The organism is Brevundimonas pondensis, assembly GCF_017487345.1.
Lineage (GTDB): Bacteria > Pseudomonadota > Alphaproteobacteria > Caulobacterales > Caulobacteraceae > Brevundimonas > Brevundimonas pondensis.
Genome location: NZ_CP062006.1, coordinates 124,737 through 147,132, shown reverse-complemented (window position 1 = coordinate 147,132; position 22,396 = coordinate 124,737). Strand labels below are relative to the sequence as shown.

General features: G+C 68.2%; 24 protein-coding genes. 8 read left to right on the top strand and 16 right to left on the bottom strand.

Annotated features, from left to right (window positions below; translation table 11 throughout):
• Window positions 1-7: 7 nt before the first annotated feature.
• Window positions 8-580: a cob(I)yrinic acid a,c-diamide adenosyltransferase gene (locus IFE19_RS00740; RefSeq protein WP_207824824.1), complete on the bottom strand. Its 573-nt coding sequence runs from the start codon at window positions 578-580 to the stop codon at window positions 8-10.
• Window positions 581-600: 20 nt separating this feature from the next.
• Window positions 601-804: a twin transmembrane helix small protein gene (locus tag IFE19_RS00735; RefSeq protein WP_207824822.1), complete on the bottom strand. Its 204-nt coding sequence runs from the start codon at window positions 802-804 to the stop codon at window positions 601-603.
• Window positions 805-953: 149 nt separating this feature from the next.
• Between IFE19_RS00735 and IFE19_RS00730 the strand changes: the two genes are divergently transcribed.
• Window positions 954-3,113 carry a TonB-dependent receptor domain-containing protein gene (locus tag IFE19_RS00730; RefSeq protein WP_207824820.1) on the top strand — a complete coding sequence of 720 codons (2,160 nt, stop codon included), beginning with the start codon at window positions 954-956 and terminating at the stop codon, window positions 3,111-3,113.
• 105 nt (window positions 3,114-3,218) lie between these two features.
• A complete protein-coding gene (locus IFE19_RS00725) occupies window positions 3,219-4,340 on the top strand; it encodes a hypothetical protein (RefSeq protein ID WP_207824819.1) in 1,122 nt (373 codons plus the stop codon).
• Window positions 4,341-4,415: 75 nt separating this feature from the next.
• Here the strand turns inward: IFE19_RS00725 and ahcY are convergent, their stop codons facing one another.
• Window positions 4,416-5,807: an adenosylhomocysteinase gene (gene ahcY / locus IFE19_RS00720; protein WP_207824817.1), complete on the bottom strand. Its 1,392-nt coding sequence runs from the start codon at window positions 5,805-5,807 to the stop codon at window positions 4,416-4,418.
• A gap of 224 nt (window positions 5,808-6,031) precedes the next feature.
• Here ahcY and IFE19_RS00715 point away from each other — a divergent pair, with 224 nt between their 5' ends.
• The 3 genes from IFE19_RS00715 (at window position 6,032) to bioB (ending at window position 9,657) form a co-directional block, all read left to right on the top strand.
• On the top strand, window positions 6,032-7,519 hold the full coding sequence (locus IFE19_RS00715; protein ID WP_207824815.1) for a globin-coupled sensor protein: 1,488 nt from the start codon (window positions 6,032-6,034) through the stop codon (window positions 7,517-7,519).
• A gap of 102 nt (window positions 7,520-7,621) precedes the next feature.
• On the top strand, window positions 7,622-8,548 hold the full coding sequence (locus IFE19_RS00710) for an aspartyl protease family protein (RefSeq protein ID WP_207824813.1): 927 nt from the start codon (window positions 7,622-7,624) through the stop codon (window positions 8,546-8,548).
• A 92-nt stretch (window positions 8,549-8,640) separates the two neighbouring features.
• Window positions 8,641-9,657: a biotin synthase BioB gene (gene bioB / locus IFE19_RS00705; RefSeq protein WP_207824811.1), complete on the top strand. Its 1,017-nt coding sequence runs from the start codon at window positions 8,641-8,643 to the stop codon at window positions 9,655-9,657.
• Here the strand turns inward: bioB and IFE19_RS00700 are convergent.
• On the bottom strand, window positions 9,654-11,348 hold the full coding sequence (locus IFE19_RS00700; protein WP_207824809.1) for a sensor histidine kinase: 1,695 nt from the start codon (window positions 11,346-11,348) through the stop codon (window positions 9,654-9,656). The two genes, bioB and IFE19_RS00700, sit on opposite strands and share 4 nt — an antisense overlap.
• A 226-nt stretch (window positions 11,349-11,574) precedes the next feature.
• Here IFE19_RS00700 and IFE19_RS00695 point away from each other — a divergent pair, with 226 nt between their 5' ends.
• Window positions 11,575-12,012 (top strand): SufE family protein, encoded by a 438-nt coding sequence (locus IFE19_RS00695; protein ID WP_207827310.1) that lies wholly within the window; start codon window positions 11,575-11,577, stop codon window positions 12,010-12,012.
• 369 nt (window positions 12,013-12,381) lie between these two features.
• Here IFE19_RS00695 and IFE19_RS00690 read toward each other — a convergent pair whose 3' ends face one another.
• The 10 genes from IFE19_RS00690 to IFE19_RS00645 form a co-directional block, all read right to left on the bottom strand.
• Entirely contained in the window at window positions 12,382-13,584 is a 1,203-nt protein-coding gene (locus IFE19_RS00690) for a divergent polysaccharide deacetylase family protein (RefSeq protein WP_207827308.1), read from the bottom strand.
• A 126-nt stretch (window positions 13,585-13,710) separates the two neighbouring features.
• Window positions 13,711-15,135, bottom strand: coding sequence for a S41 family peptidase (locus IFE19_RS00685; protein ID WP_207824807.1), 1,425 nt, complete (start codon window positions 15,133-15,135; stop codon window positions 13,711-13,713).
• A 132-nt stretch (window positions 15,136-15,267) separates the two neighbouring features.
• On the bottom strand, window positions 15,268-16,314 hold the full coding sequence (locus tag IFE19_RS00680; protein ID WP_225910336.1) for a murein hydrolase activator EnvC family protein: 1,047 nt from the start codon (window positions 16,312-16,314) through the stop codon (window positions 15,268-15,270).
• A gap of 47 nt (window positions 16,315-16,361) precedes the next feature.
• Window positions 16,362-16,826 carry a 23S rRNA (pseudouridine(1915)-N(3))-methyltransferase RlmH gene (rlmH, locus tag IFE19_RS00675; protein WP_207824803.1) on the bottom strand — a complete coding sequence of 155 codons (465 nt, stop codon included), beginning with the start codon at window positions 16,824-16,826 and terminating at the stop codon, window positions 16,362-16,364.
• A gap of 21 nt (window positions 16,827-16,847) precedes the next feature.
• Window positions 16,848-17,276, bottom strand: coding sequence for a ribosome silencing factor (rsfS, locus tag IFE19_RS00670; RefSeq protein WP_207824801.1), 429 nt, complete (start codon window positions 17,274-17,276; stop codon window positions 16,848-16,850).
• 117 nt (window positions 17,277-17,393) lie between these two features.
• On the bottom strand, window positions 17,394-18,068 hold the full coding sequence (locus IFE19_RS00665; protein ID WP_207824794.1) for a nicotinate-nucleotide adenylyltransferase: 675 nt from the start codon (window positions 18,066-18,068) through the stop codon (window positions 17,394-17,396).
• 102 nt (window positions 18,069-18,170) lie between these two features.
• Complete coding sequence (locus tag IFE19_RS00660) at window positions 18,171-18,788, bottom strand: DUF6655 family protein (RefSeq protein WP_207824792.1); 618 nt, start codon at window positions 18,786-18,788, stop codon at window positions 18,171-18,173.
• A gap of 1 nt (window position 18,789) precedes the next feature.
• Complete coding sequence (locus IFE19_RS00655; protein WP_207824790.1) at window positions 18,790-19,230, bottom strand: VOC family protein; 441 nt, start codon at window positions 19,228-19,230, stop codon at window positions 18,790-18,792.
• A 3-nt stretch (window positions 19,231-19,233) separates the two neighbouring features.
• Window positions 19,234-19,470 (bottom strand): zinc-finger domain-containing protein, encoded by a 237-nt coding sequence (locus IFE19_RS00650; RefSeq protein WP_207824788.1) that lies wholly within the window; start codon window positions 19,468-19,470, stop codon window positions 19,234-19,236.
• 56 nt (window positions 19,471-19,526) lie between these two features.
• Complete coding sequence (locus tag IFE19_RS00645) at window positions 19,527-19,832, bottom strand: hypothetical protein (RefSeq protein ID WP_207824786.1); 306 nt, start codon at window positions 19,830-19,832, stop codon at window positions 19,527-19,529.
• A gap of 186 nt (window positions 19,833-20,018) precedes the next feature.
• On the opposite strand from IFE19_RS00645, the gene IFE19_RS00640 reads away from it, so the two are divergent.
• Entirely contained in the window at window positions 20,019-20,993 is a 975-nt protein-coding gene (locus tag IFE19_RS00640; protein WP_207824784.1) for an ABC transporter ATP-binding protein, read from the top strand.
• A gap of 97 nt (window positions 20,994-21,090) precedes the next feature.
• Here IFE19_RS00640 and IFE19_RS00635 read toward each other — a convergent pair whose 3' ends face one another.
• Entirely contained in the window at window positions 21,091-21,495 is a 405-nt protein-coding gene (locus IFE19_RS00635; RefSeq protein ID WP_207824781.1) for a Tat pathway signal protein, read from the bottom strand.
• Window positions 21,496-21,571: 76 nt separating this feature from the next.
• Between IFE19_RS00635 and IFE19_RS00630 the strand changes: the two genes are divergently transcribed.
• Window positions 21,572-22,054, top strand: coding sequence for an RNA pyrophosphohydrolase (locus IFE19_RS00630; RefSeq protein ID WP_207824778.1), 483 nt, complete (start codon window positions 21,572-21,574; stop codon window positions 22,052-22,054).
• Between the two features lie 72 nt (window positions 22,055-22,126).
• On the opposite strand, the gene IFE19_RS00625 is transcribed toward IFE19_RS00630, so the two are convergent.
• Window positions 22,127-22,396 carry an ATP synthase F1 subunit epsilon gene (locus IFE19_RS00625; protein WP_207824776.1) on the bottom strand — a complete coding sequence of 90 codons (270 nt, stop codon included), beginning with the start codon at window positions 22,394-22,396 and terminating at the stop codon, window positions 22,127-22,129.

Sequence of the window (22,396 nt, the reverse complement as noted above, 5' to 3'; positions counted from 1 at the left end):
TTGAGGGTCAGCGCGTCGCGCCGGGCTTCCACAGGACGTCGGCGGCGCCGTTGGCGTTGGCGCGGCGGGCGGCGCAGAACAGGTGATCCGACAGGCGGTTCAGATATCGGACCGCATCCGGGTTCACCTGCTCGCCCGATTCCACCAGGCGGATGGCGTCGCGCTCGGCCCGGCGACAGACGGTCCGCGCCAGATGCAGATGCGCCGACAGGGGCGAGCCGCCCGACAGGATGAAGCTGTCCAGCGGCTTCAGGCTCTCGTTCATCCAGTCGATTTCGCTTTCCAGCCGCTCGACCTGCGAGGCGATGATGCGCAGCGCCTCCCATTTGGGGGCCGGGTCCAGGGGCGTGGCCAGATCGGCGCCGAGGTCGAACAACTCGTTCTGGATACGGCCCAGCATGGCGTCGATGCGGTCGTTCTGGCCGCTGTTCAAGCGGGCCACGCCGATGACGGCGTTCAGTTCATCGACCGTCCCATAGGCCTCGACCCGCAGGTCGGTCTTGGACACCGGCGCGCCCGAAGCCAGGCGAGTCTGCCCGCCGTCGCCGGTGCGAGTGTAGATCTTGTTCAGCGTGACCATAGCCTGTGCGCCCCCCGGGTTCAGCCGCCGTGCGTGGCTTTCCACCACATCCCGCCCATCAGCAACAGAACCGCCACCGCCTGCAGGACGATGCGCAGCCGCATCAGCTTGTTCGAGTTGGAGCGAGCGAAATCGCCGCCGCGATACAGGGTGTAAACCCCGAAACCGAGGGTGATGGTGACGGCCGCGATAGCGGTCAGGATCAGGATGTCGAAGATTTCCATGATCGCCTTCTAGGCTCCGCGTCGAGTCTGCGCCAGCGGTCGCGACGTCGCGACCGCCATTCACGCAATTGCGACCTATTCGCACACCCCGGTTGCCACACCTCGATCGTTGCTGTTGAGAGGCGCTCGCAAATCAACCGGGGCCGTTCATGTCTTCCTTCGCCGTCTCTCGCCGCTCGACCCTTCTGGCGGCTTCCGCTCTGGCCGCCCTCGCCTCGGGTCAGGCCGCGATGGCGGAGGAACTGACCGTCGAGCAGCGCCAGTCCGCGACCACCGTCGCCGACGTCGTCGTCACCGCTTCGGGCTTCGAGCAGCGCATCACCCAGGCCCCGGCCTCGATCAGTGTCGTTCCGCGCCAGGAGATCGAGGAGATGCGCGCTGCGTCGATCGCCGAGATCCTGACCAACATCGAAGGCGTCGACGTGGGCGCCGCCGTCGGCAAGACCGGCGGCCAGACCATCAATATTCGCGGCATGGGCTCGGACTATACCCTGATCCTGATCGACGGCCGCCGCCAGAACACCGCCGGCAGCGTCACCCCGAACGGCTTCGGCGAGACCTCCAGCAGCTTCATGCCGCCGGTCTCGGCCATTGAGCGCGTCGAGGTCGTGCGCGGCCCGGTCTCGACCCTCTACGGCTCCGACGCCATGGGCGGCGTGGTCAACATCATCACCCGCAAGGTCGGCGATGTCTGGGGCGGTTCGGCTTCGGCCAACTACACCCTGCAGGGCGACAGTGATTTCGGCGACATCTGGGGCGGCGACTTCTACGCCAACGGCCCGCTGGTCAAAGACCTGATGGGCCTGGCCGTGCGCGGCTCCTATCTGACGCGCGAGCAGTCCAGCCTGAAGTTCGAGAACGTCGCCGGCGTAGAGACGCCTGTCACCGGCTTCGGCCGCAGCTCGACCGAGAGCGAAATCTGGACCCTGGGCGGTCGACTGACCCTGACCCCGCACGCCGACCACGACCTCTGGCTGGACGTGGACGCGTCGCGCCAGTGGTACGACAACGCCAAGGGCCAGATGGGCACCAACACCACCGCCGGCGGCTACGCCAATGCGCTGGAGTTCAACCGCGACCAGTACAGCCTGGCCCACAACTGGCGCCTGCCGTTCGGCGTGCTGGAATCCAACCTGTCCTACGGCAAGACCGAGACGGTAGGCCGCATCATTCCCAACGGCGTCGCCGGCGCCGGCGGCCCGCGCAATCTGGAGTCGGAAAACACCATCTTCGACACCAAGCTGTTCTCGCAGTGGCGCAACCATACCTTCACCGTCGGCGGCCAGTACTGGGACGCCCAGATGGTCGACGGCGTTGCCCCCACGACCTTCGAGCACACCCAGTGGGCCCTGTTCGCCGAGGACGAGTGGCGCTTCACCGACAGCCTGGCCCTGACGCTGGGCGCGCGTCACGACGACCATTCCAAATTCGGTTCGCACTTCAGCCCGCGCGCCTATCTGGTGTGGAACGCCTCGCCGGAATGGACCATCAAGGGCGGCGTCAGCCAGGGCTTCAAGACCCCGCGTCTGGAACAACTGGCCGAGGGCATCAACGGCTTCGGCTCGCAGGGTCGCCTGCCCCTGCTGGGTTCGCCAGGCCTGAAGCCCGAGACCTCGACCTCCAGCGAAGTCGCCGTCTTCTATGACAACGGGTCGACCTTCCGCGCCAACCTCACGCTCTTCAACAACGAGTTCCAGGACAAGATCGCCGCCGGAACCCCGGTCGTGAACTGCACCTTCGGTCTGACGCGCGCCGAGTATGACGCCGGAAACTACAACAAGACCGGCTGCACCGATGTCGGTTTCTGGGCCAACTACGCCACCTTCAGCCAGCAAGTGAACGTCGACGAGGCCGTGACGCGCGGCGTAGAAGCCGCGGCGCGCTGGCGCTTCGCCCCCGACTGGACCCTGTCGGGCAACTACACCTACACCGACAGCGAGCAGAAGTCCGGCGCGGCCAAGGGCCAGCCCCTGACCGACACGCCCGAGCACATGCTCAACGCCAGCCTGCGCTGGAACGCCACGGACAAGATGAACCTGTGGCTGCGCGGCGAGTATCGCTCGGAGCGCTTCCGCGGTCTGGGCGCCGCCCGCGACGCCTGGGGCGACTACAAGGCCTATGAGCTGTTCCACCTGGGCGGGTCGTATGACGTGACCGACCGGGTCACGGTCAACGCCACCATCTACAACCTGTTCAACAAGGACTTCGTCACCCTGAAGCCCTACGGCGCGCCCGTCGCCTATGCGGCTGAATACGCCAACAACCAGGAGCCGCGTCGCCTGTGGGTGTCGGTGACGACGACCTTCTGATCTCTCCTCTTCCTCCCCAAACTCGACAGGGCCGTCTCCTCCGGGACGGCCCTCTTTCTTTGCGGCTAAGCCGTTTGGTCATCTTTATCGGGCAGTCTGTCCGCCATGACTGATCGCGCCATCCGCAACCTCGAGCACCTGCGCCGCACCGCCTCAACGGCGCGGGTGCTGAACCTGCTCAAGGTCTACGACGAACATGGCGAGACCGACGACTGGCACGAACGCCCCATGTTCCGCACCCCAGCGCTGAACACCGCCCTGATCATCAAGCACCGGCTGCGGCGCAACGAGACGGATTCCTTCCCCGGCCGGCGTCAGGTGGCGACCAAGGTGGTGGTGCCGATCGACAGCGCCGACCTGAAGACCGGCGGGCGGTTCGTCTTCGTCAACCAGATTGGCTTTGAACGCGCCATGCAGGAGGCGTTCGGGATCCAGCCCGACCACCCCGATCTGAAGACCTTGCGGCTGATGGATCAGTTGCCCTCGCTGGACCCCTTCCTGCTACGCGAGCAACTGCGACGCGGCGAGGTCGATGCGGCCCCCTGTTACTTCGCGCTCAGCGAGGCCGACCTGGAACGGATGCTGGCTTTCGTGCAGAGCGAGATCGAGCCCCTGGTCACCCTCAGCATGGGCGGCGGCGTGGCGGCGGTGGGATCTACCGCACGAATGGCGTCAAAGATCCTGTCCAATGCCCCCGGCGACCGGCTTGAGGCCCTGCGCGCCACGCTGCGGCTTGAGCCGGAGCAGTATCAGGAGGGCGTCTTCTGCTGGAAGGGCTTCCTCTATTACAAATGGTCTCTGGCCAGCCTGATGAACGACATCGTGGTGGTCGCCGATGAGGTCGGGTCGGTCCAGCCCGTAGGACCCAGCGACCGGGCGGCCAAGGAATACATCGACAGAGGCCGCAGCGTCCTGCGCGGCCGGATCATGAAGACCTGCGAAGAGGTGAGCCGCACCCTGCGCTACTACGACGACGCCTACGCCGGGCTGACACGCGACGGCAATCCGATCGCCTTCCGCGACTTCCTTCTGGAAGCCCCGGCCCTGTTCGCGCGACTGGGCGACCAGCTGGGGGCGGTGCAACACATCGTCAGCTTCTGGCGCTTCCGCTTCGGACCCAAGGCGCCGCCGGTCGGGGTCGACGAACTGATCGACATCTTCATGGATTTCGAGACGGGCCTGATGGGGCGGGAAGCCGACGCCTACGACCCCCGCGACGCGGCATAGACCAGCGACATAGCCCAAGAAAAACCCCGCGCCGTCGCCGGCGCGGGGTTTCTGCTTTCAGACCTTCGACAGGCCCTAGTAGCGGTAGTGTTCCGGCTTGAACGGACCCTCGGTCGGGACCGAGATGTAGTCGGCCTGTTCCTGCGTCAGCTTGGTCAGCTTGGCGCCCAGCTTGGCCAGGTGCAGGAAGGCGACCTTCTCGTCCAGGTGCTTGGGCAGGGTGTAGACCGAGTTCTTGTAGGACTTGGCGTTGGTCCACAGTTCGATCTGGGCCAGGGTCTGGTTGGTGAAGGAGGCCGACATCACGAAGGAGGGGTGACCCGTGGCGTTGCCCAGGTTCACCAGACGGCCTTCCGACAGCAGGATGATCTTCTTGCCGTCCGGGAACTCGACGTGGTGGACCTGATCCTTGATCTTGTCCCACTTGAAGTTCTTCAGGCCGGCGACCTGAATTTCCGAGTCGAAGTGGCCGATGTTGCAGACAATGGCGTTGTTGCGCATGGCGCGCATGTGCTCGACGCGGATGACGTCCTTGTTGCCGGTCGTGGTGACGAAGATGTCGGCCTTGTCGGCGACGTCTTCCAGGGTCTGGACCTCATAGCCTTCCATCGCGGCCTGCAGGGCGCAGATCGGGTCGATCTCGGTGACGATGACGCGGGCGCCGCCGTTGCGCAGCGAAGCGGCCGAGCCCTTGCCCACGTCGCCGTAGCCGCAGACCACGGCGACCTTGCCCGACAGCATGACGTCGGTCCCGCGACGGATGGCGTCGACCAGGCTCTCACGGCAACCGTACAGGTTGTCGAACTTGGACTTGGTGACGCTGTCGTTGACGTTGATGGCGGGGAAGGGCAGCTCGCCGCGTTCGGCCATCTGATACAGGCGGTGGACGCCCGTGGTGGTTTCTTCCGACACGCCGCCGATGGCGTCACGGATGGCCGAGTAAAAGCCGGGCTTCTCGGCGATGTAGCGCTTCATGACGGAGAAGAGGGCTTCTTCTTCCTCGTTCTGCGGGTTCGACAGGACCGAGATATCCTTCTCGGCCTTCGGGCCAAGCACGCACAGCAGGGTGGCGTCGCCGCCGTCGTCGAGGATCAGGTTCGGATAGCCGCCGTCGGCCCATTCGAAGATCTTGTGGGCGTAGTCCCAGTATTCCACCAGGGTCTCGCCCTTGGTGGCGAAGACGGGCGTTCCGTTGGCGGCGATGGCGGCGGCGGCGTGGTCCTGGGTCGAGAAGATGTTGCACGAGGCCCAGCGCACTTCGGCGCCCAGGGCTTCCAGCGTCTGGATCAGAACCGCCGTCTGGATGGTCATGTGCAGGCTGCCGGCGATGCGGGCGCCCTTCAGCGGCTTGGCGGCGCCGAACTCGTCGCGCAGAGCCATCAGGCCCGGCATTTCGGTTTCGGCGATGGCGATTTCCTTGTTGCCGAAATCGGCCAGGGAAATGTCGCGAACGATGTAGTCGGTCATGAAGGGGTTCTCGCGGCGGGGATTTTCAAGGCGCCGCTATAGCGCGCCCGGCCCGTCGGGGCAATCAAGCCATAAGGATGTCTTTATATGACCGTCGCCGCGACAGGAACCGCCACGCTTACGTGTTTCTACGCAACCCCCTCTTAAGAGGCGCAATACCCCTAAGGTTCAAAGGGATAAACAGGCGCGCTCCCCTGCGCCAGCGTAGGTAGCGAGACGATATCATGGCGGGCGAAAACATCGGCCACCGCATGGGCTTCATGGGCCTGGCACAGGCCTCCAGCGGCTACCGCGCCATGGGGCCCCTGCTGCGCCGCGAAACGCCGCTGGCCCTGGCCGCCTTCTATGACCGGGTCCGGGCCGAGCCGACCACGCGCCGCTTCTTCCGCGAAGAATCGCATATCGCAGCGGCCAGCAAGGCGCAGGAGCGGCACTGGGACGCCATCATCGACGGCCGCGCCGACGCCGACTACGCCAGGTCCGTGCGCACCATCGGCCATGTTCATGCCCGCATCGGGCTGGAGCCGCGCTGGTACATCGGCGGCTACAGCGTCATTCTGGCCCACCTGACCCGCGCCATCGCGGCGCGCCCGCGGAAGTTCTGGGCCAACAAGCGTGAGCATGACCGCGTCACCGCCGAAGCGATCGCCGAGCTGACCCAGCGCGTCATGCTGGACATGGACCTGGCCATCTCCATCTATCTCGACGTCCTGCAGGAAGAGCGCGACAAGGTGAAGGCCGCTCACGACGAGGCCGAGGCGCGTCAGACCGAGGTGGTCCGCGCCCTGGGCGCCGCCCTGCATGATCTGGCCGAGAACGACCTGTCGACGACCATTCCCGGCGTCTTCCCCGAAGAGTACCGCACCCTCCAGAACGACTTCCACGCCGCCACCCGCGCCCTGCGCACCGCCGTCCGCGCCGTGGCCGACAGCGTCCAGAGCCTGAGCGCCGGCTCCAACCAGCTGGCCACCGCCTCCGAGGATCTGGCCAGCCGCACCGAGCGTCAGGCCGCCAACCTGGAGCGCACGGTCAACGAGGCCGACGCCATCGCCCGCGCCGTGGCCACGACCGCCGACAACGCCCGCCAGACCGCCGAGGCCCTGGCCGCCGCCCGCGTCGACGTGGAGGAAAGCAGCCAGGTGGTCGGCGAGGCCGTCGCCGCCATCCACGCGATCGCCGAATCCTCGACCGGCATCGCCCGCTTCACCAGCCTGATCGACGAGATCGCCTTCCAGACCAACCTGCTGGCGCTGAACGCCGGGGTCGAGGCCGCCCGCGCCGGCGACGCCGGTCGCGGCTTCGCCGTGGTGGCCCAGGAAGTCCGCGCCCTGGCGCAGCGCTCGTCCGAAGCCTCGGGCGAGATCCGCAGCCTGATCTCAACCTCTTCGGCGCAGGTGGCGCGCGGCGTCGATCTGGTCGAACGCACCGGCGAGGCGCTGGAGCGGATCGGCGGCCGGGTCGTGGCCATCGACGGCCTGGCCGGCGGCATCGCCGGATCGGCCCAGGATCAGGCCGAGGGCCTGGCCCGCGTCCGCCGCACCATGGGCGAGATGGACGACATCACCCAGCAGAACGCGGCCATGACAGAAGAAGCCACCGCCGCCGCCCGCCAACTGGCCAACGAAGCCGTCAGCCTGAACCAGCAGGTCGGCCGCTTCCGTCTGGATCGGGATGCTTCCGGCGCCAGACCGCGCCTGGTGGCCGCCGGCTGAAGCAAATTCGCGAAAAACAACGATAGTTCTGCTTGCGGTTCCCTTCATCCACGCGCCCAATATCGGGTGATGAACGACTGCAAGCCGCTGCGACCGTTTGCCATGGACCGCCGCCTCGCCCTGACCGGCGGGTTGGCGGCTTCCGTCTTGCCGTTTGGAAGCGCGGCGGGCGGAAGCCTGCCTCAGGAAGCGCGGAGCGAGTTCGGTACGACCCACGTGAATCGGGGGCGCGCCACCGTCCCGGTCCGGATCAATGAAGGTCGCCTGCTGACCTTTGCGGTCGACAGCGCCGCAAACTGCTCGGTCATCGCCTCCGACCTCATCGAGCCGCTGGGTCTGCCTTTCGGCGAGCGGTTGGGGATGCACACCCTGGTCGGGCGTGAGGAGGTCGCCTCTGTCCGCGCCGCTAGCCTTGGCAGCGACGCCCTGACCGCCCGTAACGTCAGAATCGCGGTCGGCAGTCGGCAAGCCATGGACGGTCTGGACGGCCTTCTGGGCGCCGATCTTCTGGTCGGACATCGACTGGTGTTGAATTTCAAAGGCCGGACCAGAACAAGGATCACCAGATCACGCAGTCAGGCCCGCGGCTTCTTTGATCCCGTCGTGACCAACAGCCGTCTGGGCGTGACGCCGCAGTCCCGCTTTGGCAGTCTCATGTCGATCAACGTACGGCTAGGCTCGACGCCGGGCACAGCCATCATCGATTCAGGCGCCGGCGTCTCCGTGCTCAATCGCGCCGCAGCCGCAGCCGGCCGCGCCAGCCCGCTGACGCTGGTCGGCGGCGACGGATCTTCACGCATCCAGTCTCCCACCGGGCGCACGGCTCCAGTTGACCTGATGCTGCTTCCCGCCCTGGGTTTCGCAGGGGTGACGGCCTCGCGCCTGCCCGTCATGGTCGGCGATCTGCACACCTTTGACATCTGGGGCGTGGCTGACAGGCCGGCCATGCTGTTGGGCGTCGATATTCTGGGCCTATTCACCAGCGTGGCGATTGACTTGAAGAGAGGTGAGTTTGCCCTGACCGTTTAACGGGGACCGGCTGAGAGCAAACCCCAACCAACGAACGACGTGACATGACTTCCGACTTGGCCGCACCGCCGCGCGCGGCTAAGCCGTCGGTCATGGCTGATGACGCTTCGATCCGACCCGCCCGCGATCTCTCGATCCCCCGCCACGACTGGACGCTGGAGGAGGTAGAGGCCCTGTTCGCTCGCCCCTTCATGGAACTGGTGTTCGAGGCGGCAAGCGTGCACCGCGCCACCTTCGATCCCAGCGAGGTTCAGAAGTCCCAGTTGCTGTCGGTCAAGACCGGCGGCTGCGCCGAGAACTGCGGCTACTGCTCGCAGTCGGCCAGCTTCAAGACCGGCCTCAAGGCCGAGAAGCTGATGGAGCCGACCGCCGTCATCGCCGAGGCCATGGCGGCCAAGGCCGGCGGGGCCAGCCGCTTCTGCATGGGCGCCGCCTGGCGCGAGCTGAAGGACCGCGACACGCCCAAGCTGGCGGCCATGATCTCGGGCGTGAAGGCGCTCGGTCTGGAGACCTGCGCCACGCTCGGCATGCTGAACGCCGACCAGGCGAAGCAGCTCAAGGACGCCGGCCTCGACTACTACAACCACAACCTCGACACCGGACCTGAGTATTACGCCGAGGTAGTGACGACCCGCTCCTATCAGGACCGTCTGGAGACCCTGCAGCATGTCCGCGACGCGGGCATGAACACCTGCTGCGGCGGCATCGTCGGCATGGGCGAGAAGCGCCGCGACCGCGCTGGCCTGCTGCACGCCCTGGCCACCCTGCCCGTCCACCCGGACAGCTTGCCGGTCAACGCCCTGGTCCCCGTCGGCGGCACGCCGCTGGGCGAGCGGGTGCTGAAGGAAGGCGAGATCGACCCGATCGAATTTGTCCGCACCGTCGCCGTCGCCCGCCTGGTCTGCCCCAAGTCGATGGTCCGCCTGTCGGCCGGGCGCGAGGGCATGACGCCGGAGATGCAGGCCCTGTGCTTCCTGGCCGGCGCCAACTCCATCTTCGTCGGCGGCAAGCTGCTGACCACGCCGAACCCCGAAGAGGATGACGACGCCAAGCTGTTCGCCCTGCTGGACCTCAAGCCCATGCCGCTGAAGGTCGAAGCGCGCGCCTAGGCGCTTCGGTTCAGCGAAATGACCTCGGCCTCGCCGGTTGCGACGGGCTGAGCCACGACGACAGGCAGACGCACGGTCACCGCCGTGCCCTCGCCCGGCGTGCTGTCCATCATCATGACGCCCTGATGCAGCTCGGCCAGCGACCGGACCAGGGACAGGCCCAGGCCTGTGCCCTGGGCCCTCTGCTCGGCCCCGCCCGCCTGCTCGAACGGCCGGCCCAGCCGGGCCATATCCTCCGGCGCCACACCGATGCCGGTGTCGGCCACGGTCAGTTCCAGGGTCGAGCCCAGGGCTTCGGCGGTCACGGTGACCGAGCCCCCCGCCGGCGTGAACTTCACCGCATTGGACAACAGGTTCAGCAGCATCTGTTTCACCGCCCGCCGGTCGGCAGCGACCAGCAAGGCTTCGGACGACAGGACGGCCGCCAGTTCGACCCCCTTGTCGTCAGCCTGAACCCGCACCAGAGCCAACGCCGCCGACACCGCCTCGCGAACGTCGAACCGCTCGATATTCAGCTCATAGCGGTCCGCCTCGATGCGGCTGACGTCCAGCACGTCGTTGATCAGGGCCAGCAAATGGCCGCCTGCCGTATGGATCGAGTCTGCATAGGCCGCGTAACGCTCGGGCACAGGGCCGAACAGGCGCTGACGCATGATGTCGGAAAAGCCGATCACAGCGTTCAGAGGCGTGCGCAGCTCATGGCTCATATGGGCCAGAAAACGCGTCTTGCCGGCGCTCAGGGTCTCGGCTTCGAGCCGGGCGGCGTCCAGGCCTTCCTCGCGGGCGTGCTGCAAGGAGGCGTCCAGGGCCACGCCGATCAACCGTGCGGGCTGATCCGCCTGCGTCGGCTCCTGCCGGCGCAGCACCAGCAGGATGCGGCGATCCAGCGCCCGACGCGGCGCGAACCGCACCTGGGCTTCGGCCCCGCCCGCCGCCCTGGCGAGTGCGGCCAGAACCGCCGGGCGGTCGGGCGTATGAACCGCGGCGACCAGTCCGTCCTCGAAAAGGGGATCGACCGGCAGGGCCGCCGGCGCCGCGCCATAGGCGGCCAGGGGCGCGCCGGAGGCCTCCAGAACCAGTGTCAGGCCCGGCTGCCCGGCCAGCACCGTCTCGACCTGGGCGACCGCCCCTTCAACCGCACCGAGGCGGCGCGCCTCGGCGCCGTCGCTGAGGCGGAAAGCCAGGGCCGCCGCCCCCGCCGTCAGCAGGGCCGACACGGCCGCCATGCCTGGCGCAGCGACCGGCGCGCCATTCACACCCGCCGCAGCCAGACCGGCCACCGTCGCCGTCGCCGCGCCCAGCAGGCCGAAGGGCGCCCAGCGTGAGGACCCCAGCGCCACGGCGGCGGCCAGGGGCATGAAGACAAAGCCCCCAAGTGAACCGGTCAAGCCTCCGGACAACCCCGCCGCCGCCGCCGCCGCGAGAGACCAGGCCCCCAGCATGGCCGCCCGCAGGCTGCGTCCGTCACGTATCAGCAGGATCAGACCAAGCAGGCCCGGCGTCGCCATGACGAGCGCGGCCGAGATCCCCAGCCCGGCCGCGCCCTCGCGCCCGAACCAGTCGCCGGCCAGGGCCGCCAACCCCACCGCCGCCGCCCAGCCTGCATGCCAGGCGGCCACAGCGGCGGCCTCCCGGGCGTCAGGCGCGTCGGGCGAACGGATCGGCTCGAACAGGGCGGACGGCGGCTTCAATCCGGGCCTTTGAGAGAGTTGATTCAACCGCGCAGTCTAGTCCCCGACCAAGGCCGACCAAAGGCCGCTCGCCTGACGGGCGACTGTCCCAAAACAGTGCAGACGCGAACCTTTGCGCGGGTGGAGCGGCGGTTGTCCTGTAACCCGCCAGAGCCTTGAGTTTGTAATGAAGACCTGGGTTCAGATGCCGATCGCATCCGAACCGTTTTCGCTTTATGTCGCCCCCATGACCTCGATCAACGCCTTGCCTGCCCTGACCCTCGAAGAAACCCTGGCCGAACTCGTCGAGGAATTCGATCTGCTCGGCGACTGGGAGGGGCGGATCGAATATGTCATCGAACTGGGCAAGGGCCTGCCGCCTCTGCCGGAAGACGCCCGCGTCGAGGCCAACAAGGTGCCGGGCTGCGCCGCTCAGGTCTGGCTGGCCGCCCGCCACGCCGACGACCGCCTATTCTTCGACGCCGACAGCGACAGCGCCCTGTCCAAGGGCAACATCGCCCTGCTGCTGAAGCTCTATTCCGGTCGACTGCCGAGCGAGATTCTGGCCTTCGACGCGCGCGCCGCCCTGGATCGGCTGGGCCTGCCCGCCGCCCTCACTCGCCAGCGCGCCAATGGCCTGAGCAGCATGGTCGGCCGTATCCGCGAAGCCGCCGCCCACAGCTGATCCCCAGGTGCGACGCCGCCACTGGCTTGCTCCCGAACACAAAAACCCACGTTGTCCACACGACCTATCAAATGAGGGGGACAGGGCGTGACCCTCGGTGGCCCAATATGCGCATGGAACCCTTGGGGGAAGCTGATCGCGTAATGGACCTCTTGTGGCGCGGCCTATACGGCCAACCGCTGCCGATCCGTGGCGCCTCGGCCCTGGCCCTCCAGGTCATACTCAAGTGCGAGAGGCATAGATGGACAGCAGAACCCGCCGCCGACGTTCAGCCTGGACGCTCTCCCCCTTCGAGGGCCTGCTCCTGATTCTGGCGGCCGCCGCCTTCGTGGCGGCCTGGCTGTCTGCAACCGTGGTCTAGAGGACCGACTACCGACCGGGGCGACGCGTCATCGCCGAGGCAGGCGCCAGTTGCAGCCCCCGCGCCTCAAGGCCGGCCGTCCAACGAGCGGCGGCTTCCACGGTGACGGGATAGCTGAAGCCGGTTCCCATTGCGGCGCCGCGCGTCTTGGCGGCGGCCTCCAGGGCGTTGAGCTGGCCCATGATGGCCGCGGGGCTCTGCTGCTCGTCAATGATGCGGTCGGCGCTGGCGCGGGCGAAAGCGCCGGGCTTCCTGCGCATCGAGCCGTCATCGAGGAAGGCGACTCCGCGCTGGCGCAGCACGGCCAGCATGGCGCCCATGCCTTCGTCCGAGGTTGCAAAACGATCCCCCAGATAGTTGGTCACGCCGAAATAGCCCGTCGCGCGGCCTAGCAGCCAGTCGAGCTTGGCCTCGACGTCGTCGGCGCCGCCGCTGGACAGCAGGGTGTAGGGACCGGGGTCGTTGTCGGGATAGCCGGTCGGCTCCATCGGCAACTCGATCATCACCTCGTGGCCCTGGGCGCGGGCCATGTCGATCCAGGCCTGCAGCCCCTCGGCGTAGGGCACGAAGCTGAGCGTCACCTCGGCGGGCAGGCGTTCGATGGCCGCGCGTGTGGTGACGGCGTTCAGGCCCAAGCCGCCGACGACCAGCGACACCATGGGCTTGCCATTCGAACGGAAGGGGCGGGCATAGGCCTGGGCCGGGACGCGGCCGTCAGGCGCGATGCGCGGCAGGGGCCCGTTGGGACCGGGCGAGAACAGACCCGCGATCGGAGCCTTGGGCAGGGGGTTGGAGGGCGCGCGCACCGGGGCGGCGATGGCCGAGCCGCCCGCCACGCTGGCGCCGTCCGGCAGGGTGATCAGCGCTTCACCGCCGGCGGCGCCGTTAGGGTCCAGCAGAGCCGGGTCGCCGCCCGCCATGTCCTGATAGAGGTCCAGCCCGCTCATGGCGAAGGCGTCGGCGCCGGTCGGCGCCGTCTCGGCGACCGTCGGCCGTTGCAGCGACACCCGCGCCGAGGGCGCGCCCGCTCGCGGATCGCCCAGCACGGCGACGAACAGCAGCCCGGCGGCCAACAGGAAGACCCCTGCCGCACCAACGGCGACCGGCGGCCTCCTGAGGGCGGCGAGAACCGTATCGACACCCACACGCGACCGGGCTTCCGGCGGCGCGCCAGCGGCGGCGGCGAGAGCGGACTGACGCTTGGCGAACATGGACAGGGCGGCGCTCGAACGGTGACGGGGCAGGAAGCCGCACGACACGGCTTCCCTCAAGCCTCACTTATCCCCAGCGCCGGTTAAGAAACCCTAACGCCCCGTTCACCACGTCGCCAAAGGCGGTCAGTCCTTCTTCGGCTCATTGCCCGGCGTGATCTCGGGTCCACGCGCCGGACGGTCGGACGGCGTGGCCGTGCCCGCCTCGGCCGTCTCGACCGGCTTCGCGCCCGGCGCCGTAACCACGACCGTATCTGGCGCGGCGGCGAGCTTCGTCAGGTCACCGCCCGCGCGCAGCACATCCAGCGCCCGCTGCAGCTGATAGTCCTTGGTCTTGTCGAAGCCCTCGCCTGGCGCCTCGTGCGGAACGTGCGGTCCCTTGCGCTCGGCCCCGATGGAGGAGTCGAGGGCCGTGGCGTAGGCGGCCTCGGAATAGATGAAGCTGGAGCGCGAGACGATGCGGGCCTCGGCCTCGGAACGCGCCACCTCCAGATCCGGCTCGATGCCGATCTTCTGGATCGAGCGACCGGACGGCGTGTAGTAGCGCGCCGTGGTGATCGACAGAGCGCCGTCCTGGCCGCCGCGCAGCGGGATGACCGTCTGCACCGACCCCTTGCCGAAGCTGGTCAGGCCGACGACCGTCGCCCGTTCCTGATCCTTCAGGGCGCCCGCCACAATCTCGGAGGCCGAGGCGGAGCCGTAGTTGATCAGGACCACCACCGGCAGGCCGCCGGTCAGGTCGCCCGGCTTGGCGGCGTAGCGTTCGATATCATCGGGTTTGCGGCCACGCTGGCTGACGATCTCACCGCGCTCCATGAAGGCGTCCGATACATCGATCGCGGCGTTCAGCAGGCCGCCGCCATTGTTGCGCAGGTCCAGGACAAAGCCCTTGATCGCCGGTTTCTCGCGCTTCAGGCGTTCGATGGTCTCGGCCAGTTCGCGGCCGGTGTTTTCGTTGAAGGTCGAGATGCGCAGATAGCCAAAATCGCCTTCCAGGCGCCCTGTGACGGACTCGACCTTGATGACTTCACGCGTCAGCACCACCTCGCGCGGCTCCTCGCCGTCGCGCAGGAAGGTGACGGTGACGCTGGTGCCCATGGCGCCGCGCAGCTTGTCCGACACCTCCGACACGGTCAGCCCGGCCGCGTTCTGGCCGTCGATGGCGCTGATGACGTCACCCGCCTGAACCCCCGCGCGACCGGCGGGACTGTCGTCCATCGGCGAGATGACCTTCACCAACCCGCCCTCGGAGGTGATGGTCAGGCCGACACCGGAATATTCGCCCGAAGTCCGTTCGCGCAGGTCTCCATAGGACTTGGGCGGCAGATAGTTGGAATGCGGGTCCAGCGCCGTCATCATGCCCTGCAGGGCGGCCTCGATCAGCTTCTTGTTGTCGACCGGCACCACATAGGCCTGCTCGACGATGCCCAGCACATCGCCGAACATCTGAAGCATGCGGAAGGTCTCGTTGCGCGGGGTCTGGCTGGCGACAGCCGCCGCCGATCCGCCCAGGGCCAGGGCGGCGCAGCCGATGAGAAGCAGTTTACGCATTCGGTGTCTTTCCATCGGACCCGCGCGGGCTCCGGTCGTCCAGGGAGGCGCAGGCGTCAGACGCCGACGTCAGATGGGTCGATACAATCAGCCTCGGCGCGGATTTGAAAGGACTTTCGCGCGATGCGAGCCCTATTGGAGCCAGGGCGCGGGGTCGATGGGACGTTCGTCGCGGCGCAGTTCGAAATAGGCCTCGCCGTCCTCGCCCGTCCGGCCCAGAGCCTGGCCGTCGGCGACACGCTGGCCGGTGTCCACCGACAGCTGGTCCAGACCGGCGACAACGACGCGCCAACCGGGGCCGAGGTCCAGAATGACCACCTCGCCCCACTCCTTCAGCGGACCGGCATAGGCGACGCGGGCGGGCGCAGGGGCGGCGATGACTTCGTGACTGGACCGCCAGCGCCAACCGCTGGAGCCGCCGCCGAAGCGCTGCGACGGCGCGCCCTGCACGGGCGAGGTCAGACGACTGCGCCCGGCGGGCAAGCGGGCGGCGGGAGCCTCGACGGCGGCCTCGGCGACGACCGGCGTCTGGCCGCCCAGCTCGCGGATGCGGGCCTCCAGCGACCGGGTGGCGCGTTCGGCGCGCGCGGCCTCGGCCCGCAGGACGGCGCGCAGGGCGACCTTCCGCGCCGACAGGCTCTCGATCTCGGCGCGACGGTCGCCCTGGGCGCTCTCGACGGTGAACAGGCGTTCGCTGGACAGGGCGGCCAGGCGGCGAATGCGGATGACCTCGGCCTGACGGTCGACCAGGGTCCTGGCCCGCGCCTGAAGCTCGGGCGTCATGGCGCGGATCAGGATGGAGGCCCGCACCGTGTCCACCGCCCTGTCCGCCGGGATCAGCAGAGGCGGCGGCGGCTTGCGGCTCATCATCTGCAGGGCGGACAGCAGACGCCCCTGCCCCGCCCGTTCGCGCGACAGGGAAGCGACCAGGGCGGCCTCGCGATCGCCGAGCTCCTTCAGCCGGGCGCGCTGGGATTCCATCTGGACGTCGTCCACCGCCTCGGCCCGGCGCAACTCGGCCAGCTGACGATCCAGATCGACCACCTCGTCCCCGGCGGCGGCGGCCTCGGCGCGCAGACGCCGGGCCCGAGCGGTCTCGTCGCGATACTCGGCCTGTAACCGGGTCAATTCAGGGTTGGGCGCGGCGGCGCGCTGGCTCGACGCCGGACCCGCCAGCATCAAAGCCAGCCCCGACGTCAGGAGAAGAAACCCCGCCCCCCGGCGCATCAGTCGCGGTGGTAGGGGGAGCCGGACAGGATGGTCACGGCGCGATAGAGTTGTTCCGCCAGCATGGCGCGGGCCAGGGCGTGCGGCCAGGTCTGAGGCCCGAAGGCCAGGGTCGAGCGGGCGGCGCGGCGCACGCTTTCGTCCAGTCCGTCCGCTCCACCGATGGCGAAGACCAGACGCCGCTCGCCCTGATCGCGCAGGGTCGCGATATGGTCGGCGAAGGCGCGCGAGGAATAGGTCTTGCCGCGTTCGTCGCAGGCGATCAGATGCGCGCCTTCGGCGGCGGCCAGGATCAGCTCGGCCTCGGGGGCCTTGCCGGACTTGCGGGGTTCGAGATCCAGAAGCTCCAGCGGACCCAGCCCCAGCGGACGCCCCGCCAGGGTCGCACGCCGGGCGTAGTCGTCGGCCAGGGCGGCCTCGGGACCGCGGCCCGGCTTGCCGATGGCCGCGATCGCCAGCTTCATGGGGTCAGCTCAGTCCGGGGATCAGGCGGCGCCGGCGCCGCGGTGGGCGCTGTCGATCGCCCAGATCTTCTCGATGTTGTAGAAGGTGCGCACTTCGGGACGGAACAGGTGGACGATCACGTCGCCCGCATCCAGCAGCACCCAGTCGCAGTGCGGCAGGCCCTCGACCTTGACCTTGCCCAGCCCCATGTCCTTGAACAGGCGCAGCAGGTGGTCGGCCAGGGCGCCGACGTGACGGTGCGAGCGGCCCGAAGCCACGATCATGGCGTCGGACATCGGGCTTTTGCCGCGAAGGTCGATCAGGACCATGTCCTGGGCCTTGTCTTCATCGAGCTTGGCGATGATGGCGCGTTCCAGATCGGTCAGGCCGACCGGAAGCGGGGCTTGATCGCCGAAACTGGGGCCTTCGGCCTGACCGTCTTCGGAATGGACGGAATCCATCGGGTCCATTTCATGGGCCGCGTTGGAAACGGCGGCGTCTTGCGCATCGTGCGCGGGCGAGGGGGTCAGCGGAGGGCTCCAGGGGAGATTACTAAAGGGCCAGCCTAGCACGTCCCGTCGGAAAGGTCACCCTTCGGCGGGATGCCGCCCGGCGGTCGCCCGCATCGCCGTCGAGGAGCGCGGATTCAGCGGCGCGGTCAAATAGGTCCAGGCCGGCGCCTGCAGGCTGGGCAGCAGACCCGCGCGCGGCGCCGGGATACGGAAACGCGCATAACGAGAGGCGGCCGGGGCCGTGCGACTGTCCAGCTGGCTGCCGGGGCGCGCGATCACAGCCACCGGCATCAGATGCATGATGTCGGTCCAGCCTCGCCAGCGGTGGAAGCTGGCCAGATTGTCCGATCCCATCAGCCAGACGAACTGCACGCCGGGATAACGGGCCTTGAGCAGCCGCAGGGTGTCGATGGTCCATTGCACCCCGGACCGGGTTTCGAAATCCGAGACGATCATGGCCGGGCCGACGGTCTTCGCCACGCCACGCGCGGAAGCCATGCGCTCGGACAGAGGCGCGGTCTCGTGGTTGGACTTCAGCGGGTTTTGCGGCGAGACCAGCCAGACCACCCGATCCAGATCCAGACGCCGCATGGCCGTCTCGGCCACATGGGCGTGGCCGTCGTGGGCCGGATTGAAGGAGCCGCCGAACAGGCCGACCTTCATCCCCGCCTGCAGACCCAGGCCGTCGCGCAGGGCGCCGGGGCGAGGGCCGAGACCTTTCGGCGCGGGACCGGCATGGAAGAAGGACAAGGGCGGCTCTTTGGCGGCGGCGACGAGAGGGCGGACTTATGCTCACCCGCGCCCTAACACGCCGCGACGGCTCTGTCTCGCGTCAGCAGGCGGACGAAAGCCTCAGAACTCTTTCCAGCTCGAACCCGGATCGCGCTCGCCCGGCTGGGCCAGCTGCTGGCCCCAGGTCACGACCATGAAGGCCTTGTGGCTGCGGATCTTGTACTGGCCGATCATCGGCGCGACCGCGCCCAGCGGCAGGCCGGTGCGGCCGTCGTAGAGGAAGCCGGAAAACTCGGCCACGCCCATGCGGTCACGGTTGGAATAGATCGACAGCTCGGGAATGGAGACGACGTTCAGGGTCTCGTTGATCGGCACCCGCATGTCGGGGATGCCAAAGACCCGGCGCATCTGCTCCAGCGACAGGGCGCCGGCGCGAACCTCGAAGATGGCGTCGGCGCTGTCGCGGTCACGGCTGATGGCGTAGCCGGCATCCGACAGGGCGGCGCGGATGGCGCTCAGCGCATAGCGGGCGTTCTCGGCCTGGAAATAGGTCTCATCGATGAAGACGCGCGCGCCCTGGGGGATCGGCAGGGTCAGGCCCTCGACCGCGCGGTCGGCGGCGCGGTTGACCAGCAGCATGTCGGTGGCCGTCCGCGCGGGATTGGTCTCGGTCACCGAGGCGCAAGCCCCCAGAATGGCGGTGGCGGCCAGCAGGACGATCAGGCGCGCAGACGTCAAATCACCAGACCCCGACGTTGGGCATGGAAGCCCAGGGCTCGGCCGGGGCCAGGCGTTCGCCGCCTTGCAACAACTCGACCGAGATGCCGTCGGGCGAGCGGATGAAGGCCATGTGGCCGTCGCGCGGCGGACGGTTGATCACGACCCCGCCGTCCATCAGACGCTGGCAGGCGGCGTAGATGTCCTCGACCTCGAAAGCCAGGTGGCCGAAGTTGCGGCCGCCCTGATAGTCCTCAAGGTCCCAGTTGAAGGTCAGCTCGACCTCGGGCGACTTCTCCGTCTCGGCGCGCGCGGTGTCTTGCGGCGCAGCCAGATAGATCAGGCTGAAGCGCCCGGCCTCGCTGTCCATCCGGCGCGTCTGCACCAGGCCCAGCAGGTCACGATAGAAGTGCAGCGACGCCTCCAGGTCCCTCACGCGGACCATGGTGTGCAGATAGCGCATGCCTCAGTGGGCCTCGGGCGGGCGCGCCGCCGGGTCGAGGTATTCGCTCTCGGGATGCGGATGGTCCGAAAGGACGAAGCGGCGGTCGCAGTAGCCGCACTCGATGAAGCTCTCCTCGCCCATCTCCAGATAGACCAGGGGGTGGCCCAGGACGCCGCCGCCGTCGCAGGCGACGCGCTTCGTCGGCACGATGATCTCTTCGGGGGCGGGGATGACAGCGTCGATATGGCGGGGAGGCATGGGTCCGGTCCGGTCTGGAAGGCTCGCGCCGTTCCTAGAAGGACCGGACCTTCAGGTCAAACCTCGGCGGCGGGCGCGGCAGGCTTGGGCGCGCGGCGGAACAGCTTGTCCAGCATGGCCTTGCGCTTCTTGAACAGGGTCAGACCCAGGCAACCGGCGCCGACCCACAGGCCGATCTCGCCGATCAGGGCGGCGACGGCGGCCAGCAGGGCCGCATGGGTCATGTCCAGATAGTCCAGCCTGCCCGCCAGCAGGGCCAGACCCATGCCGGTATAGCCGACGGCGCAGACGCCCATGGCGGCGAAACCGATCAGGCGGGTCTTGGTCAGGGGCTTCTTGGTCGAGGCTTGCAGGGCGGTCATGTGCGTCTCTCCATCAAGGCAAGTTGTCTTTATGACAAGGAACCTAGACATAACAGAAGCGAGCGTCAAGCGACATTTACATAAAGACGCGAAACCTTGTCTCGTCGCCGCGCGACAGCGCCTTGGCGAACGGCCCTGCGCCCCCTACCTATGCCGCACGCTTCCGCCCTCCGAGTGAACGCCCGCATGACCGACACCCCTGCCCTGCCCGTCAACGCCATCGAGGTGCGGGGCCTGAAGAAGACCTATGCGGGCAACAAGAAGTCGCCGGCCAAGACCGCCCTGCGCGGGGTCGACCTGACGGTGCCGCGCGGCTCGATGTTCGGCCTGCTGGGCCCCAATGGCGCCGGCAAGTCGACCCTGATCAACATCATCGCCGGGGTGGTCAACAAGTCCGAGGGCGTGGTCCGCATCTGGGACCGCGACATCGACCATGAGGCCCGCGACGCCCGCGCCGCGCTCGGCGTCGTGCCGCAGGAGATCGTCGCCGACGTCTTCTTCACCCCGCGCGAGGCGCTGGAGGTCCAGGCCGGCTTCTACGGCGTGCCCGCCGACGAGCGCCGCTCGGACGAGCTGCTGGCGGCGCTGGGCCTGTCGGACAAGGCCAACGCCTATGTCCGCGCCCTGTCCGGCGGCATGAAGCGCCGCCTGATGGTGGCCAAGGCCCTGGTGCACAATCCGCCGGTCCTGATCCTGGACGAGCCGACCGCGGGCGTGGACGTCGAGTTGCGCCGTCAGCTGTGGGACTATGTGCGCAAGATCAACGAGGAAGGCGTCACCGTCATCCTGACCACCCACTACCTGGAAGAAGCCCAGGAGCTGTGCGACACCATCGCCATCATCAACCGGGGAGAGGTCGTGGCCTGCGAGCCGACGCAGACCCTGTTGAAGCGTCTGGACACCCGCAACGTGGTGGTCACGCCTGACACCCCGCCCGAAAGCCTGCCCGCCCTCAACGGCTTCACCGTCGCGCCGCGCGCCAACGGGGCCTTCGTCGTCACCTACCGGACGGGCGAATCCAGCGTCGAACAGGTGCTGGCGGCGGTGCGCGCCGCGGGCGTGACCATCAAGGACATCGCCACCGAGGACCCGGATCTGGAAGACGTCTTCCTGGCCATGACCTATGGCGACGCCAGCCGCCCCAGCCCGACGCAGGACTGAGGCCGCCTCCGCGTCACTCTCGAAACGCCCCTCTCCTCCCTTCATCCTTCGGCAAGCCGCGCAGCGGCGCGACCGGGGATGATGAAAGGTGGGGGCGCTAAACCACCATCACCGTCCCGAGCAGCAGCTTGGCGCCCGCCCGGCCCAGCACCCGATCGGTCGCGGCCTGCAGGGCGCGGCTCAGCCATTCCACGTCCGGCGGGGTGCCGGGCAGCATCCGTTCGCCGGCCAGCCGCACCACCTCGTTGAAGGCGGCGCTGAGGCGCGGTCGGGACTGGTCGGCGCGAGCGCGCAGGGCTGTGTCCGCGACATCGACCCCGACCTCGACCGTCATCACCCCCCGACGCCCGTCGCGACGCAGGATGGTGGCCGTGGCCGTGGGCAGGGGGATGTAGGCGTTGGCGGGCGCGCCCCCGCCCTCGCTCTTGCCGGAGGCTTCGGCGGCCTCCGCCACGAGGGCGGTGCTCAGGGCCGCGAGGCCGATCAATGCGCGACGATCCATGCCCTACCCTGCCCTGCCGTCGCTTAAGGCCCGGTTACGGCTGGCGGGTCGTCGCGGCGCGGCGTAATCGGAACGGATGAGCCAGATCGATCTTTCCGCCTATCGTCCCAACGTCGGGGTGGTGCTGTTCAACACCGCCGGACAGGTCTGGCTGGGCCGCCGGGCGAACACCCCCGAACCGTGGAACTGGCAGTTCCCGCAAGGCGGCGTCGATGAGGGCGAGAACCTGGAAGCGGCCGCTCTGCGCGAACTGCGCGAAGAGACCGGGGTCCGCTCGGTCGAGCTGCTGGGCCGCACCGGCGGCTGGCTGGTCTACGACTTTCCCAAAGACATGCGCGGACCGAAATCCTGGCAGGGCTTCAAGGGCCAGAGGCAGGTCTGGTTCGCCTTCCGCTTCACCGGCGAGGACAGCGAGTTCGATCTTGCGGCCCACGGCGAGCCGGAGTTCGACGCCTGGCGCTGGGGCGCCCTGGAGGAGGCGCCGGACCTGATCGTGCCGTTCAAGCGCGATGTCTATCAGCAGGTGGTGGCCGCCTTCGAGGACCTGCCGAAGAGCTGACGCGCTCGGCCCCAAAGAAAAAGGCCCCCCGCCGAAGCGAGGGGCCCTGATCTTGTTCGCGTCGCAGAAGGCTTAGCCCTCGACGATCTCCGAGGCCTCTTCGGCCAGGATGCTGAGACCCTGGGCGTTGATGTCGGCGAAGCCGCCCTTGACCTCGAACCGACGGCGCACAGCGCCGTCATAGATGGTCACCACGCCTTCGCGCAGGGTGGTCATGAAGGGGGCGTGGCCAGGCAGGACGCCGAAGTCGCCCTCGACGCCCGGTGCATCGACCTGATCGACCGAACCGGCGAAGATTTCGCGTTCCGGGGCGACGAGGGAGAAGTTCAGCTTACCGGCCAT

What these genes read in the sequence shown, in the direction of transcription:
- IFE19_RS00735 (WP_207824822.1), bottom strand. Translation starts at nt 804, where the DNA reads ATGGAAATCTTCGACATCCTGATCCTGACCGCTATCGCGGCCGTCACC.
- rsfS (WP_207824801.1), bottom strand. Translation starts at nt 17,276, where the DNA reads ATGGACCCGATGGATTCCGTCCATTCCGAAGACGGTCAGGCCGAAGGC.
- IFE19_RS00650 (WP_207824788.1), bottom strand. Translation starts at nt 19,470, where the DNA reads ATGCCTCCCCGCCATATCGACGCTGTCATCCCCGCCCCCGAAGAGATC.
- IFE19_RS00685 (WP_207824807.1), bottom strand. Translation starts at nt 15,135, where the DNA reads ATGCGTAAACTGCTTCTCATCGGCTGCGCCGCCCTGGCCCTGGGCGGA.
- ahcY (WP_207824817.1), bottom strand. Translation starts at nt 5,807, where the DNA reads ATGACCGACTACATCGTTCGCGACATTTCCCTGGCCGATTTCGGCAAC.
- IFE19_RS00695 (WP_207827310.1), top strand. Translation starts at nt 11,575, where the DNA reads ATGACCTCGATCAACGCCTTGCCTGCCCTGACCCTCGAAGAAACCCTG.
- IFE19_RS00725 (WP_207824819.1), top strand. Translation starts at nt 3,219, where the DNA reads ATGACTGATCGCGCCATCCGCAACCTCGAGCACCTGCGCCGCACCGCC.
- IFE19_RS00640 (WP_207824784.1), top strand. Translation starts at nt 20,019, where the DNA reads ATGACCGACACCCCTGCCCTGCCCGTCAACGCCATCGAGGTGCGGGGC.
- bioB (WP_207824811.1), top strand. Translation starts at nt 8,641, where the DNA reads ATGGCTGATGACGCTTCGATCCGACCCGCCCGCGATCTCTCGATCCCC.
- IFE19_RS00690 (WP_207827308.1), bottom strand. Translation starts at nt 13,584, where the DNA reads ATGTTCGCCAAGCGTCAGTCCGCTCTCGCCGCCGCCGCTGGCGCGCCG.
- IFE19_RS00655 (WP_207824790.1), bottom strand. Translation starts at nt 19,230, where the DNA reads ATGCGCTATCTGCACACCATGGTCCGCGTGAGGGACCTGGAGGCGTCG.
- IFE19_RS00630 (WP_207824778.1), top strand. Translation starts at nt 21,572, where the DNA reads ATGAGCCAGATCGATCTTTCCGCCTATCGTCCCAACGTCGGGGTGGTG.
- IFE19_RS00710 (WP_207824813.1), top strand. Translation starts at nt 7,622, where the DNA reads ATGGACCGCCGCCTCGCCCTGACCGGCGGGTTGGCGGCTTCCGTCTTG.
- IFE19_RS00645 (WP_207824786.1), bottom strand. Translation starts at nt 19,832, where the DNA reads ATGACCGCCCTGCAAGCCTCGACCAAGAAGCCCCTGACCAAGACCCGC.
- IFE19_RS00625 (WP_207824776.1), bottom strand. Translation starts at nt 22,396, where the DNA reads ATGGCCGGTAAGCTGAACTTCTCCCTCGTCGCCCCGGAACGCGAAATC.
- IFE19_RS00715 (WP_207824815.1), top strand. Translation starts at nt 6,032, where the DNA reads ATGGCGGGCGAAAACATCGGCCACCGCATGGGCTTCATGGGCCTGGCA.
- IFE19_RS00730 (WP_207824820.1), top strand. Translation starts at nt 954, where the DNA reads ATGTCTTCCTTCGCCGTCTCTCGCCGCTCGACCCTTCTGGCGGCTTCC.
- IFE19_RS00740 (WP_207824824.1), bottom strand. Translation starts at nt 580, where the DNA reads ATGGTCACGCTGAACAAGATCTACACTCGCACCGGCGACGGCGGGCAG.
- IFE19_RS00680 (WP_225910336.1), bottom strand. Translation starts at nt 16,314, where the DNA reads ATGCTGGCGGGTCCGGCGTCGAGCCAGCGCGCCGCCGCGCCCAACCCT.
- IFE19_RS00635 (WP_207824781.1), bottom strand. Translation starts at nt 21,495, where the DNA reads ATGGATCGTCGCGCATTGATCGGCCTCGCGGCCCTGAGCACCGCCCTC.
- rlmH (WP_207824803.1), bottom strand. Translation starts at nt 16,826, where the DNA reads ATGAAGCTGGCGATCGCGGCCATCGGCAAGCCGGGCCGCGGTCCCGAG.